Consider the following 14,039-nt stretch of genomic DNA (forward strand, 5'->3'; position numbering starts at 1 on the left):
GGGTCTATCGTGATGACTTGATTACGAGTTTCAGTCGTCAGTCGCCGCAGATCCAGCGCCGATGCGAACGGCTCCACCAGCAGCTTCCATCGTAATCGTCGTCATAGCCGTCCTCATAGTAATAGTAGGGGTAACCGGCAAAGAAGAAGCGGTTATGGTGATGCCGGTGGCGGCCGGCGATGTGTGTGCGGCCCATCTCGCGATGGCCCGAAGGGCCCGCGAAGCGTGGTCCGCCCATCATGTGACCGGCGTGCATGCCTCCAAACCCCCCATGCATTCCGCCCCCGCCCCCGCCTCCGCCGGAGCGGACCTGTATCTCCAGGCCGCTCGTCGAATGGGACAAGCCGCCTGGGTTGATCGGCGCAGCTGCCGCGCCGCAGGCTGCCGCCGAGAGCGCGAGCGCTCCGCCGGCAAATAGAGAAAGCAGCTTTTTAGACATGGTGCTCTCCTTGAGTGTGAGCAAAAGCATCCGGCCTGAATGCCGTACACGGACGGGGAATGCGGGCTCGATCAGGGTCGTGACCTGGGACGTCACGAGGGGTCGCGTCGCATTTGCGGACCGGAAGAACGGGACATCGTCGCCGTTAATCCTATTTTAACCAGGAGGTATCTCGGGGCGTGTTCCCCTGGGAACAGCGCGAGTGGCGCAAAATATGCTGAGGCAGGTTGAGGCTTAGCGGTTCGCGCCATCACGGCACACCGGACAACCCGGTGTTCACCCTAGGGCGGGTTGCATTCATCAATCTCGGGCCCGACTGGACGACGTTTACCATCGCGTCATCGGAGCACCTCTATGGAATTAAATTCCATTCCAAGGTGCCCTTCCGCAGATGCCCCAGAAGTCGAATTCCTCCTCCCAGATCATTCTCGAAAACGCCGATCCCCGATGGGAGCGCGCGGCCGCCTGGGCCAGGTCGCTCTTTTTCGACAGGCTCGGCAGCGCTTCGCGGCCAAAACTCCTTCTGGCGGTAACGATCGCCGATCTCGTGTCAATCGTTGTCGCGTGGCCGCTCGCGAATGCCCTGCTCGGAAACCCCTTCGAGCCATCGTGGCGGAGTTTTACTGCGACGACATTGGTTGCGATGCTGGCGGTCTACGTGCTGCGCCGTCAGTGGTCCTATTCCATTCCGTCGCTTCGCGGGTTCACCTCGCAAGCCCTGAAGGTGCTGACGTCGCTCGGCGCTGTCGCGCTCGGAATTTCGGGTTTTGCGTTTCTGTTCGATCACAGTGAGGTCGCGCCACGCGAGATTGCGGCGTGGATGGAATTGTCGGCCGTGTTTCTTTGCTTCGTTCGCTCGCTCGCCGCGTTGACGATAGACCGGCTGACGCGCGCCGGAAGTCTGGTCCGGCGGACGGTCATCGTCGGCGGCGGGAAGGAGGCGGAGGATCTCATCCGCGAGCTTTCCGCGGATCCGACAAATCACATGCGCATCCTCGGTGTATTCGACGACCGGCAGGACGCACGCGCCGCGGGAAGCTATGGCGGCATCGCGCGGCTCGGGACATTCGAGACGCTTACAGATTTCTGCCGCGACGCCGGCGTCGACTTGCTCATCGTCACCGTTCCGACGCGCGCTGAAGAACGGCTGATGGAGATCCTGTACAAGCTTTTCACGCTGCAAGTGGACGTGCGAATTTCCGCGTTGAACTCGAAGCTCCGTCTCAATTCCCGCGCCTACAGTTTCATCGGGCGGGTGCCCATGCTGGCGGTGATGGATAAGCCGCTGAGCGACTGGGACAGGGTTCTCAAGAACGTCGAGGATCGTGCGCTCGCAGCACTGTTGCTGCTGCTCGTTTCGCCGATCATGGCGCTCGTTGCGCTTGCCGTGCGGCTCGATAGCAAGGGTCCGGTATTCTTTCGCCAGAAGCGCTATGGCTTCAACAGCGAGCTGATCGAAGTGTTGAAGTTCCGCTCGATGTACGTCGAGGCTCAGGATGCGACAGGCAGCAAACAAGTGACGAGGATCGATCCGCGCGTGACGGCCGTCGGCCGCTTCATCCGGCGCACGAGCCTCGATGAACTCCCACAGCTCATCAATGTGGTGAAAGGGGAGATGTCACTCGTTGGGCCTCGTCCGCACGCGACGGGCGCCAAGGCCGAGCGGGATCTCTATGAAAACGTCGTGCAGGGTTATTTCGCTCGCCATCGGATGAAGCCGGGCGTCACGGGCTGGGCGCAAATCAACGGCTGGCGCGGCGAGACGGATACCCACGAGAAGCTTGTCCGCCGTGTCGAGCACGATCTCTACTACATCGACAACTGGTCGGTTCTGTTCGATCTCTACATCATTGCGATGACGCCGGTCTCGCTGCTGACGGGGAAAAATGCCTACTAGCGCCAACGCAGCCGAGACAGCGCCGCCCCTTGCTCCTGCTGCTCCGATATCGCTCAGCATCCGGGCGAGCACGCTTGCAGGCGTGCTCGTCGCCATTGCGACGATGTTCAGCACGATCGTTTTCTCGGAGCCTGCGATCGCCGACGGCTTGATGGTGATGGTCATCGGCGTTCTGCCGGTTCTGCATGTGCTGAAATTCGGCAACGCCGCATTCGTCAATTATTCGGCGTGGATCGCGCTCTTCGCGCTGGGCTTTGCCGGGACGATGCTTTCCACGACCTTCCAGACCGCTTTCGTGCATCAGCTCGTCACGCTGTTTCTCGCAACGGGCGCGTTCGGGATCGCGGGTTACGTCGCGAAGGATCCAGAGCCGCGGGCGAAGCTCGTGCTCGTCTGCTACGTCGCCGCCTGTCTCATCGCCACTGCGGCGGCGTTCGCCGGTTACTTTCGCCTCATCCCTTCGACGTACGACCTCTTCACAAACTACGACCGCGCGCGCGGCACCTTCAAAGATCCGAACGTCTATGGCGCGGCGGTGGCGCCTGCGATCGTCAGCGTCGTCTGGGTCATGTTGCGGGGACGGCCGACGCACGCGCTCATGGCGGCGGCCGTTGCATTGCCGCTCGTCATCGGCTTGCTCATCAGCTTTTCCCGCGGCGCCTGGGTGTCGACGATATTTTCCGTCTTTATCTTGATCGGCATCGTTCTCTTCCGTTCGCGGCGCAGCTCTGATTTCAATCGCTTCGGGAAAGTCGCCATCATCGGCTTCGTCGGCCTGATGAGCGCGCTTGCGGTTGCAACACAGATCGACCAGGTCCGCGACTTGCTCAGTCAGCGCGCCAACCTCGATCAGAGTTATGACGAGGGTCCGAACGGGCGTTTCGGGGGGCAGCAAAAGGCGCGTGCGCTGATCGTCGAGCATCCCTTCGGGATCGGGACGCATACGTTCCGCGATACCTATCATCACGAGGAACCGCATAACGTTTATCTCACCCAGTTTCTGAATGCCGGGTGGCTTGGCGGTTTGATCTACATCATGACGGTGGCGGCGACGCTCTATCTCGGCTTTCGAACGGCGCTGCAAAGGACGCGTCTTCAGGGACCGGCTGTGATCGCTTTCGCGTCATTTGCGGGATTGGCGTTCGAGGGCTTCGTCATCGATAGCGATCACTGGCGTCACTTCTTCCTTATGGCCGGATTGATTTGGGGGCTGGCGGATGCAACTCCTGCCGCGAGTGACTTGCGACAGCGGGCCGATGACATCGAGGCTTAGCCGTGTGCACGCTCGTGCCGCCGGCTCGCGGTAATCGCTGGCTTGGCGGGAAAAAATCCGTTTGCTACGTATTGCCTATAGGTTCGGCGTCTGGTGCCGTGCCCGTCGACCAGGAGTTCTCTCCATTTTGAGCATTCTCAAACAGCGGCGTGCGGCGATTGCCGCATTCATGGCCGCCGGTGCCTTCCTGCTTGGCTGTCTCACCGTGGCAGCGCAGGAGGAGCCGCCCGTTGATACGGCGCTGGTCGTTTCCGTCGACGTCTCGAATTCCGTCGACGACGCCCGTTACCGGCTGCAGATGGAAGGGATCGCCAAGGCGCTCGAAGACCCCGGCGTCATCGAGGCGATTACCGGGGGATCAGCGGGCGGTATCCTGTTCTCGATGGTCACGTGGGCGGACACGCCGTCGTTCGTCATTCCTTGGATCAGGATTGCAAACAAAGCCGATGCGTTCGCGGCGGCAAAGCGGGTTCGTTCGCTGCAGCGGCAAGGCGGGGAGTTCACCTGCATGACGCGCATGCTGCGGTCGGCGAACGACAAGATCGTCCCGCAAGTTCCGGCGAAGGCTGCCCGCATCATCATCGACGTGTCGGGAGACGGTCCCGACAACTGCAACGCCGAGGAGCCGATTGAAACCGTGCGCGACGAGCTCGTGGCCAACGGTGTCACGATCAACGGTTTGCCGATCCTGCTCGATACGCCGGAAGATTCAGCGCTGTTACCGAAAGCCGTTCCGGGCGGGCCGCCTCCGCTCGAACAGTGGTATCGCGAGCACGTCATGGGCGGACCCGGTAGTTTCGTGCTGCCTGCCCAGGGCTATAGCGATTTCGAACGGGCCATCCGGCAAAAATTCGTCATCGAGGTGAGCGGGCTCGCTTCACCCAGCTATTCGATGACCAACTTGGCCCGATAGCTCGTTAGCCGTCCGGAAGTTCAGATGTCATTTTCGGTTGCGGGGGCACAGCGCCAACGGGTGACCTGCCAGCCGGGATGTTCCTCGGCCCATTTCGCGAAGTGCGGCGGGGCTTCGGCCATGCACGTCATCGCGTCGATGTTGGCATCGATCGGGATCTTGTAGTCGCGGCAAACATTCGGATCGTTCGTAAGGCAGGCGGATAGAACGATTGCAAGCATGGCGAATTCCCGGATTGCGTGTCAGCGATACTTGACAGTACGCTGACGCTAGGTGCCGGGGATTTGTTTCAGATGCACTTCCTTGCAAAATAGTTTGCAAAACGCCGCGTCAGGCGGCGGGCAATAGGATTTCGCCCCGCCCGATCGTCGCTGTGTCGCCGCCAATCTTCTGTACGAACAATGGCATAGGCTTCGGTGCGAGCTGACCGAGGGCAGCTTTCAGGTAGCGCGATATCACCCGTACGATCACGAGATCGTGTTTGCCGGTATCGACGAATGTCGGAAGCAGGCTGTCGACGGTCGGGGCGATCAGCGTACCACGGCGCATCATCAGGCCAGGCTCCGGACCGAGGCCGCCCTCAGCCCAGATGGTGCCGCCGATCATTCGCGTGCCCGTACCCACACCCGTCTTGCCACGGACGACAACGGTGCCTCTGCGCATCTTTTCGCCGGCGCGGGCGCCGATATTGCCTTCAACGACGGTGATGCCGCCCATCAGGCCGAAGCGGTCTCCGGAAACGATGCCGCCAAGATTATCGCCGGCGTTGCCCAGGACGAGGATCATGCCGCCGGTCGCGCCGGACGCCAGATGCGAGCCTGCGCTGCCCTGAACTTCGAGTTTGCCGCCGGTCATCTTGCGGCCGGCATAGTGGCCAACGTCGCCGATCACACGGATCGTGCCGCTGTCGAGACCGAAGGCGACGAAATCGAGGGTCGGCGTTGCGCCCTCGATGGTGAGGACGTCGCCCGGGGTTCCTGAAATATCGAACGCGTCGCCGAGGGCAACGCCGCCTTTTTCGATGCCAACGTTCAGGCGTGCGATTTCATGCGACGACAGAGCGGCGAGCTTCGAGGGCGTGATGTCCTTGAGCGTCATCCGCTCGTTCGCGGGCGCCTTGAGGCGCAGCGTGAGGCCGCTCATCAGATCAGATCCTTCAGATGATAGTGATGCTGGCCGAGCTTGCCGCCGTAGTTGCCGGCAGTAATGCGCGTGACGCCGCGCTTCGCCCCGATGTCGGTGACGGCTTTGAGGCCTACGCGCATGGCGTCGGCGACGGCTTTGGACGTCAGGCCGTCAATGACGATTTCGAGGACCGCGAGCGTGTCGGGCGCCAGCTCGGTCTTCTTCACCGTGCCGCGAAGCGTTGGACAGAAAGCGTCGTTCGTCGACGCAAACATGCCAGCGTATTTCGCGCCGACCTTCGAGCCCGACCGCACGATGCCGCCGGGGAAGGGCGTGATGACGTCATCGACCTTGGCGATCGCGTCAACAGCAGCCTCAGCCGTTTCGAGAAGGCCGGTGCGGTCCGTTCCGAGGATGAGCATGTTGCCGCCGCCGACAGCGTCGGTCGTTAGCCCCGTGTCTTCCTCGACGACGAACTCGCCGTCCATGACGGGAACGCGCCAGTAGCGCGTGTCGCCAAGCTTCTTCGCCGTTTGAAAGCCATCGCCGAACAGGCGCGGGCCTTTGCCGAGGCCGATATGCTTGTCCGACTTGAGGCCGGAATAGCAAGCGGAGCCGGGGCTCGTCAGCACGCATTGACCGATGCGGTTGCGGATTTGCGGAACGAGCGCGTCCGGTGAAAATCCGAAGATGAGGATGCGGACGCCGGGGCGGCCGTCGGGCGTTTCGTCGGGCGACAATTCCTTGTCGATACCGCATTCAGCGCCGCAGCCGATGACCGACGTGCCGAAGCCAGTCGCGACGGTTGCGGCGATGCGGGCCCATTTCAGCGTATCGGCGGTGATGATGATGCCGGTTCCGCTCATGCCAAAAGCTTCGGCGAAGGTATCGTCGATGGCGACGCCGTTGACCGTCTTGCTCATGCTGCGCGTGCCCTGGTCGGTTGGATGATCAGCGAGCCGCGGCCGCCGTTGACGATTTCATCATCGGATAAGCGGAAGTTCTCCATGCGTACCGTATGATAATCTTCGAAGTAGCTCTTCAAAGACTTCTCGATGCCCGGATCGTAGGACGGGCGCATGACGTGCGTTCCGCCGTTGACGACCTTGACGATCTTGCCGTTGCGCACGATCAGCTCGCCGTTCTTGAAGAGAAGTTCCGGCGTCGTGAACATCGCCTCGCGATTGGGATTGTCGTCGTAGACGGTGATGTCCGCCCAGGCGCCGACGCCCAGATGGCCGCGATCGTGGAGGCCCAGGCTGCGAGCCGGGCCGGCGCGCGTCATGATCGCAATTTCGTAGAGCGAATATTCGCGGTCGAGCGAGGCGAGCGTCGAATACTTCAGCGCGTCCTGATTGATCGTCTGCATCCGGTCGCGGCGGAACTCCTTGTCCATCAGGAGCCGGATGAGATGCGGGTACCATGTGAACGGTCCGCCGTTCGGATGGTCCGTTGTCAGGAAGAGGCGCCACGGATCGTTGACGAGCAGGAACAGCTCGAGGCCGATAGCCCACTGCAGCGCGTTGACGAAGCTCTTGTCGCGATACTTGAAGGGAACGACACCGCAGCCCGCGTCGCATTCGATATCCATCACGACCCATTTCTTCGGATCGGCGGAACGGGTGTTCACGAACTGGCGCATGGAGTCGCCGGAGGCGGTGCACGTTTGGCCGAACATGACCTGGCCGACGTCGCACGACACGTTCTTGTTGGCGTTGACGGCTTCGGCGATCGGCGCGGCGGCGGATGAAAACTTCAGGTCGCCTTCGGTGCCGTAGCTGTGGAACTGAATGTGCGTGAGATGGATCGGCAGGCCTTCCGCGCCCTTGATCGTATCAAGCGTCGTCTCGTAGCCGCCCGGTACGCCGAGATTGCAGCCATGAATATGCAGCGGATGCACGACGCCGAGTTCGTGCAGGCCGCGGGCCAGCGTCACGATGATGTCGCGCGGCGTGACGCCGTAATAGACGTGCTTCTCGTTGAGATCGAGCTTGCGCTGATTGAACTTGAAAGCGCTGATGCCGCCTGGATTGACGACCTTGACGGCGATTGCCTGCGCGGCGTGCATCGTCCAGGCGATGTAATCCTTGATCGCTGCGAAATCGGCTTTGCCGGCGAGCTGGCGGAGGAAGAAATCGTCGGAGCCCAGCATGACGAAGGCGCCCTTGTCGATGATCGACGTATCGCCCATCTCCATGTGCGCTTGGCGGGCGTTCGCGGGCAACATCGCGGGCTCGAAAGCGGCCGTGTATCCCATTTCGGCGTAGCGATAGCCGGTCGTCATCGTCGAGGGGACGGCGTGGCCGACGCCGGCGCGCGTCAATTCCGTGCGCGCCACTTCATGGCCGATGTGATCCTCGGGGAGCAGCATGCGGGCGATCGTCATCTTGCCGCCGCCGATGTGGGAATGCGGATCGATGCCGCCAGCCATGATGACCCGGCCGTGCAGAGGGTATTCCTGATCGACCTTCGCGTTCGGCTCGGGAGAGACGATGCGGCCGTTCTCGATGAAGATGTCGCGAACTTCGCCGTCGACGCCGTTTGCCGGGTCGTAGACTTTGCCGCCAGTTAGCTTGATGAGCATTCTCGGTCTCGTATTGGGCCTAGAGGGCAGCTTCAATTTTTTCGAGCACGTCGGCGGCGCGAGGCAGTTTCGATTGCCGGAGCTTGCGCAATGGCAGCGATACGACGTTGTCGACGCGCACCATAATGCCCGCATGGTCGATGCCGGGCGTGCCGACGGGAATATAGACCTTCGGAGTCCGTGCCGGCTTGATCGACGGCGTGCCGAGCAGGATCATCGGAATATCCGTGTCCGGCGGAGAAAGGTCAGGCGTGAACGACGCGAGCCACAGGAGCAGGTCGCTTTCCTTGGCGTAGAGCATGCGGCTCATCGCATAGCGCTCTGAATCGTAGTCGGGCTTGCCGCTCGCGAACGAGACACGCAGCGGAAAACCGGACTGCCAGCCGCAAACGGCGCCCGCCGAGACGGCGCCTTCGTTGCCGCCGAGGGCGAGACCCGCGAAGCGCGATGTCAGGTTGATGTCTTTGACGAACTCGGAGACTGCCTGGACCGTCAAGTCGGCGTTGGGGAAGCTGAGGCTCGGGGGCGCCCATACGACGACGCCGTAGCTCGCGGCCTTGCAACGCTCGAGAAGATCTTCGACGGCTGCGCGCGGCAGGCCGCCGATGTCGTCGCCGGTGATCGTCGCGCCTTTGTTCAGCGCGCGCATGGCATCGAGAATTTCGCCGATGCGATCGGTTTTCACCGGAAGCGTCAGGACTTCGCCGATGCGCTTGCCTTTGACGGCAGACTGATCGAGGCCTTCGCCGAGGAACACGACCGTTCGCTTCGGGGGATTATCGGAGAACATCGAGGCTTCATTGCAGACGATGCGTTCGAAGAAGCGCGGGTGAAGTTTGTGGACGTCGCTGCCGGCGATAATGAAGAGGTCGGCGCGGTTGCGCGCCTCGGTGAGCGTCGTCATCACCCAGCCGGAGGTCTGCAGCACTTTGAAATTGCGGTACTGGGCGTCGCTCAGCGCATGGTCGACGACGCCGCCGCCCTTCTCCGCGAGGGCCATGATCGCGCGGACGCCTTCGACGTCGGTTGCGAGGCCACCAAAGATCGGCAGGCGGCTTTCACGGATGAGACGGGCCGCGGCAGCTATGGCCTCGTCCAGCGACACATCTTTGCCGTCGACTTGTGGAGAGGGTTCCGCGAGCTTCCGCTCGAAGCCCGCTACCGATTTCACGCAGCCGTTCTTTAAAACTTTAAGCCCTTCGCTCGAAGGGCCGATCTCAAGATCGTCGCAAAGAATGCCGCAAAAAGGACAGGCGACGTTCTGATAGTGGTTTGCGCCGTGACTCGACTTTTCGGATTCCAAATCCTGCTCCTCATGGTCCCTGGTCTCGCAACCGGCGGGATTCGACCAAAGCACGCGGCCGCAGGTAAAACAACGTTACCGGGGCGGTCAAGCGTGCCGAATGGACAGATTGAATGCGACACATTTTGCCGTCTTTCCGTTGACGATGAACCTGCCTATTGTCCCGCCGCTCGATCCCGGGCCAAGGACCTGCCCAACGCACCAGTAATTTCCGGAGGAAATGTATGCTCAAACGGTTGCTGATCGCCGCCACGATCTTCGGCCTCGTGCCGCTGTCTCTGACCGGCGCAGCCTGGGCGCACGGCCCGTCGCGCCAGAAAGTCGTTGAGTCCGTCGAGATCAATGCGCCCGCCGATAAGGTCTGGGCCGTGATCGGCAATTTCCAGGATGTGAGCTGGATCCCCGCCGTCGCCAAGACTGAGGGCAAGGGGGGCAACGACGTCGGTGCGACCCGCACGCTGACGCTCCAGAGCGGTGGCACGGTCGAGGAACAGCTCGATAAGTATGACGCCGAGGAGAAATCTTACGGGTACGAGATCACCAAGGTCGACGTGAAGGTCCTGCCGATCAACGATTATTCCTCGCGCATTTCTGTGACGGCGAACGGCGACAAGACGACGGTCGAATGGAAGGGTGCGTTCTACCGCGGCTACATGCTTAACGACCCGCCGCCGGAGCTTTCCGACGAAGTTGCGCTCAAGGCGATCACCGATCTCTACACCTCGACCCTCGCGGCGTTGAAGAAGAAGATCGAAGGCGGAAGCTGAGGGACGATTGAACGCCTCGCGGGTTCGACGAAAGCTCGGTCTTTGCCTGCCAGCACTCATCGTGCTCGCGCTGGCCGGGTCGTGCGGGGCGGTCGCTGCGCACGAGGCGATCGTAACGGGTCAACCTTCCGATAGCGTCTCGTTCGTCGATCTCACGGCGATGAAAGAGACTGGGCGTATTCATGCCGGCGGCAAGCCCGCCGGCATCGCTCTTTCCCCCGACAAGGCGACGGCTTACGTTACCGCACCGGATGGAAAAGAGCTGATCGAGATCGACGCCGTTTCGCGCGCGATCAAGCGGCGTCTCGTTCTCGGCGGCGCGCCCCTCGGGATCGCGGCGCATCCGACCCGGCCCGAAGTCTATGTGGCTGATTGGTATGCGCATAAGGTGATCATCGTCGATGCCGGGACGCTCTCGGTTTCGGGCGAAATCGGCGTCGGACAATCTCCGTCGGGGCTCGCCGTGACGCCGGACGGACGTTTGCTCCTATCTGCCGATCGCGATAGTGACGCCGTTTCAATTGTCGATATCGGGACGCGTACGCGCCTGGCGTCGGTCGATGTCGGTAGCCGTCCCTTCGGCATCACGATCGACGCGAGCGGTCAGAGGGCGTTCACCGCCAACGTCAAGAGTGACGACGTCACCGTGATCGAGATCGCCACGAGAAAGGTGATCGGGCGCGTGGCGGCCGGGCGGCGTCCTTACGCGGTCGCCTTGGCCCAGGGGAAGGGGTTCGTCACGGACCAGTACGGCGGGACCGTCACCGTGTTCGACCAGTCGACGCTTCAGCCCATCAAGCGGATCGAAGCTTGTGATCATCCCGAAGGCATCGAGCCGGACGCGGACGGAGCGAACGTCTATGTGGCGTGCTGGGGCGACGACGTTCTTCTGCGCATCGATTCCCAAAGTCTCGCCGTAACGGGCAAGGTCGCGGTCGGCACCGGGCCTCGGGCGTTCGGCAAATTCATACGATAAAGGCTTGGCGTTGACAGCTGTCCGATGACGGCCTGGGTGGCGTTGGGCGATAAACGTCCGGGTTACTGCCTTGTAAGTTGAGACTTTCCGATCTTCCGGCATCCTTCGGAATGCCTTGCATTCGGTCCGTGGCCCGGGTCATTGACTGAAATTCGCAACGCTTCTGGTCAAGCTGCCGTTGTCCCGCTACACAGCCGGGAAAAAAGTTTCGCATAGACGATCTGGAGGATCGCCCCCAATGTTCAATTTTCCCTTCCGCAAAGCCGGTCTTGCGGCGTTCGCGATCACTTGCCTGAGTGCCGCAAGCGTTGCGGCCGAGACACCGAAGCCGACCGAGATCCTATTCGACCGGCCGCACATTGCTGCGATCGCTCCGGGGACCGAACTCGTCTACAAGTTCGAGCGCAAGCCTTCCAATCCGAAGGCCCTCGGTGAGGGCTACACCGATGACATTGTCGTGAAGGTCGAAAGCGACGGCGCGCCCGGCAAAAAGAACGTTCTGGTCAAGATGTACTCGGGGGATAGAGCCCGCGAGCCGCAACGGATCACCGACATGGACGGCAATCCGATGCTCGTCATCTATCTCGACAATTCGGTTGCGCATTTCCGCGAACTGGCAGGTGGGGATAGTGCTTATCTCAAGGGCATCTTCAGCCGGTATCTCGGCGACGGCGCAACGATTGCTCCGGCAACGATCGTCTATAAGGGCCAGACGGTCGAAGGATATCGCGTAACCGCGACGCCGTTCGCGAACGACCCGGCGCGCGCAAAGATGAGGGGTTTCGAGGGCGCGACGTTTACGATAGCGCTGTCGGACAAGATCCCCGGTTACTTCGCGAAGATGACCGCCGAGTACAACAATACGGACAAGAACTCGCCGACGCTGGAAGAGACGACGACGCTTGAAGGTGTAGGAGAGGTAAAATGACAAAGGGCTTCTCGAGCCTGGCATTCAGCGGGCTTTTCGTGGCGGCTGTTCTGATTTCCGCTGTGGGGTCGCGCGTCGCGGCGCAGGAATTACCGGCCAACGATTATCCAACAACGGCGCGCGCCGATTACGTTTATGCGTGCATGGCGGTCAACGGCCAGAACCGCACCAACCTCGACAAGTGCTCGTGCTCGATCGATGAAATCGCGGCCATCTTGCCGTACGCCGAATATGAGGAGGCGGAGACGTTGTTGTCCGTCGGCCTGAAAGGCGGAGAAAACGTCGCCTGGACGCACGCGCCGGAATTCCAGGAAAAGGTGAAAAATCTGCGGCGCGCGCAAGTCGAAGGTGAGTTGCGCTGCTTCTGACTTTATGTTGCGCCGGGCGACTCCCCTCCGGGGAGCCGGCCGCCCGGCGCGATTAGCTGATGCTTGAGCCGGGCGACTGAAGATTTTTACTTTTTTTGCATCCGGCGACTCCGCTGACGCGGAGCCGGCCGCCGGGTACGGGCCACCTGGACATCATTCCCATTCGAGTTCGGTGAAGGCGGCGGTGACGTTGCGCGGGTGATGCTCGTCGAACAACGCCCAGTTGCCCCGCTCCGACTGTCCGGCCGTCGCGACGGCTTGCTCGATCGTGTTGCCGTCCTTGATCATCTTGCGAACGTCGCTCGCCAGAACTTTCAGATAGCGTTCCACGGGCTTGATCGCATCGGGCCAGGGCATCGCGTCCGGTCCGTGGCCGGGAACGGCGCGATCGGCTTTTTCTTGCATCAGTGCTGGAATGAGATTGATCCACCCTACGAGCGAACCGTCGAGCGTCGGAACGTGATTTGAGAAAAGAAGATCGCCGAGAAAAAATGTGCCGGTTGCTGAATCGAAGATCGTCAGGTCGTTGTCGGTGTGCGCCGTGGGGCGCGCCTTGAGGGTCAGTGTCCGGCCGCCGAGATCGAGGTCGAGCGTGTCTGTCACGAGCAAGCTCGGCGGAATGATTTCGGTGCCTGCAAAAGCTTCATCTGCGATGCGCTGACGAGTGTTCGTCAGATAGCTGTCCTTGCGCGCATAGAGAGCTGCGGGAAGCTTGTGGTGGCCAACGAACTCGCACCCCACCGACTTGAAGGCGGCGTTTCCCAGAACATGGTCGGGATGCATGTGGGTGTTGATGACATAGCGAACGGGCGTCTCAGTGATCTTCGAGATGGCCTCATGAAGATCCTTACCGGCCGCGTAGGAGCCGCTCGTGTCGATCACGGCGACGGCCGAACTGCCGACAATGCAGACGGCATTTGAAATATTTCCGCGGTTTTCCTTGTTAACCAATTCATATTTGCCGACGTGAACGAAAACTCCGGGGGCGATCTCTATGACGCCGATTCGCTCGGCTTCGGCCTGGGAAACGCGCGGCAGGAGCGGCAGGAGCGCCGCCAAGGTCACACCGCGCAGGAACTCTTTCCGGGAAGGTTTTGCATTCAAAGGCGAAATTTTGGACATTCAGGCCAGACCTCTGAAATCGTGCAACATCGATGGTCTTAAATCATGTTTGGTCAGCGACTTTTCTCGAAAGTGCGCAAATTCGTAATCACTGCGCCCAATTTTTACCCGTCGATAACAACTAGACGTGCACCGCAGCATTTTTTGTGCACTGCAACTTCTTCCCGTGAACAAAGGGATAATTTGGGTCAGAGGTATTGTCCTAATTTGCCGCAGCGGAATGATCGTCGCACTTCGTGTTGCGGGCTCAAAAAAAAAGTGTCTACATGCGCCTCGTTCACGAGGACTACCGGTTCCTACACGGTTTCGTGAAGCACTCCTTCTCCGACGGGGCAAAGACGGGA

Annotated in this window: 14 protein-coding genes; 7 read left to right on the forward strand and 7 right to left on the reverse strand. The window is 61.1% G+C overall.

The genetic code is table 11. The features are described 5' to 3' along the window. Window positions 1-37: 37 nt before the first annotated feature. Window positions 38-439 carry a hypothetical protein gene (locus tag AC1DK3_RS17635; protein ID WP_477193556.1) on the reverse strand — a complete coding sequence of 134 codons (402 nt, stop codon included), beginning with the start codon at window positions 437-439 and terminating at the stop codon, window positions 38-40. A gap of 391 nt (window positions 440-830) precedes the next feature. Between AC1DK3_RS17635 and AC1DK3_RS17640 the strand changes: the two genes are divergently transcribed. The 3 genes from AC1DK3_RS17640 to AC1DK3_RS17650 all read left to right on the forward strand — a co-directional run bounded on the left by AC1DK3_RS17640 (window position 831) and on the right by AC1DK3_RS17650 (window position 4,522). Beyond that, window positions 831-2,336, forward strand: a complete 1,506-nt coding sequence (locus AC1DK3_RS17640; RefSeq protein ID WP_477193557.1) for an undecaprenyl-phosphate glucose phosphotransferase — start codon at window positions 831-833, stop codon at window positions 2,334-2,336. Then, entirely contained in the window at window positions 2,326-3,609 is a 1,284-nt protein-coding gene (locus AC1DK3_RS17645; RefSeq protein WP_477193558.1) for an O-antigen ligase family protein, read from the forward strand. Before AC1DK3_RS17640 ends, AC1DK3_RS17645 begins: the two co-directional genes overlap by 11 nt. 169 nt (window positions 3,610-3,778) lie before the next feature. Further along, window positions 3,779-4,522: a DUF1194 domain-containing protein gene (locus tag AC1DK3_RS17650; RefSeq protein ID WP_477193750.1), complete on the forward strand. Its 744-nt coding sequence runs from the start codon at window positions 3,779-3,781 to the stop codon at window positions 4,520-4,522. A 20-nt stretch (window positions 4,523-4,542) separates the two neighbouring features. Here the strand turns inward: AC1DK3_RS17650 and AC1DK3_RS17655 are convergent, their stop codons facing one another. The 5 genes from AC1DK3_RS17655 to AC1DK3_RS17675 all read right to left on the reverse strand — a co-directional run bounded on the left by AC1DK3_RS17655 (window position 4,543) and on the right by AC1DK3_RS17675 (window position 9,534). Next, complete coding sequence (locus AC1DK3_RS17655; protein ID WP_339083930.1) at window positions 4,543-4,743, reverse strand: hypothetical protein; 201 nt, start codon at window positions 4,741-4,743, stop codon at window positions 4,543-4,545. A gap of 109 nt (window positions 4,744-4,852) precedes the next feature. Further along, window positions 4,853-5,665, reverse strand: a complete 813-nt coding sequence (locus AC1DK3_RS17660; protein ID WP_477193559.1) for a formylmethanofuran dehydrogenase subunit C — start codon at window positions 5,663-5,665, stop codon at window positions 4,853-4,855. Then, window positions 5,665-6,570, reverse strand: a complete 906-nt coding sequence (gene fhcD / locus AC1DK3_RS17665) for a formylmethanofuran--tetrahydromethanopterin N-formyltransferase (protein WP_477193560.1) — start codon at window positions 6,568-6,570, stop codon at window positions 5,665-5,667. Before fhcD ends, AC1DK3_RS17660 begins: the two co-directional genes overlap by 1 nt. Continuing rightward, window positions 6,567-8,231, reverse strand: coding sequence for a formylmethanofuran dehydrogenase subunit A (locus AC1DK3_RS17670; protein ID WP_477193561.1), 1,665 nt, complete (start codon window positions 8,229-8,231; stop codon window positions 6,567-6,569). Before AC1DK3_RS17670 ends, fhcD begins: the two co-directional genes overlap by 4 nt. A 19-nt stretch (window positions 8,232-8,250) precedes the next feature. Beyond that, complete coding sequence (locus AC1DK3_RS17675) at window positions 8,251-9,534, reverse strand: formylmethanofuran dehydrogenase (protein WP_477193562.1); 1,284 nt, start codon at window positions 9,532-9,534, stop codon at window positions 8,251-8,253. Between the two features lie 224 nt (window positions 9,535-9,758). Here AC1DK3_RS17675 and AC1DK3_RS17680 point away from each other — a divergent pair, with 224 nt between their 5' ends. The 4 genes from AC1DK3_RS17680 to AC1DK3_RS17695 all read left to right on the forward strand — a co-directional run bounded on the left by AC1DK3_RS17680 (window position 9,759) and on the right by AC1DK3_RS17695 (window position 12,573). After that, the gene (locus AC1DK3_RS17680) at window positions 9,759-10,301 is read left to right on the forward strand and encodes an SRPBCC family protein (protein WP_477193563.1); all 543 of its coding nucleotides are present in this window, start codon (window positions 9,759-9,761) and stop codon (window positions 10,299-10,301) included. Window positions 10,302-10,347: 46 nt separating this feature from the next. Then, window positions 10,348-11,277: a YVTN family beta-propeller repeat protein gene (locus tag AC1DK3_RS17685; RefSeq protein ID WP_477193751.1), complete on the forward strand. Its 930-nt coding sequence runs from the start codon at window positions 10,348-10,350 to the stop codon at window positions 11,275-11,277. Window positions 11,278-11,515: 238 nt separating this feature from the next. Further along, window positions 11,516-12,205 (forward strand): hypothetical protein, encoded by a 690-nt coding sequence (locus tag AC1DK3_RS17690; RefSeq protein ID WP_477193564.1) that lies wholly within the window; start codon window positions 11,516-11,518, stop codon window positions 12,203-12,205. Then, window positions 12,202-12,573, forward strand: a complete 372-nt coding sequence (locus tag AC1DK3_RS17695; protein WP_477193565.1) for a hypothetical protein — start codon at window positions 12,202-12,204, stop codon at window positions 12,571-12,573. The genes AC1DK3_RS17690 and AC1DK3_RS17695 overlap by 4 nt, the downstream gene beginning before the upstream one ends. Window positions 12,574-12,726: 153 nt before the next feature. Here AC1DK3_RS17695 and AC1DK3_RS17700 read toward each other — a convergent pair whose 3' ends face one another. Next, window positions 12,727-13,695: a quinoprotein relay system zinc metallohydrolase 2 gene (locus AC1DK3_RS17700; RefSeq protein WP_477193566.1), complete on the reverse strand. Its 969-nt coding sequence runs from the start codon at window positions 13,693-13,695 to the stop codon at window positions 12,727-12,729. Between the last annotated feature and the right edge of the window lie 344 nt (window positions 13,696-14,039).

The organism is Hyphomicrobium sp. 01T421 (genome assembly GCF_056398805.1).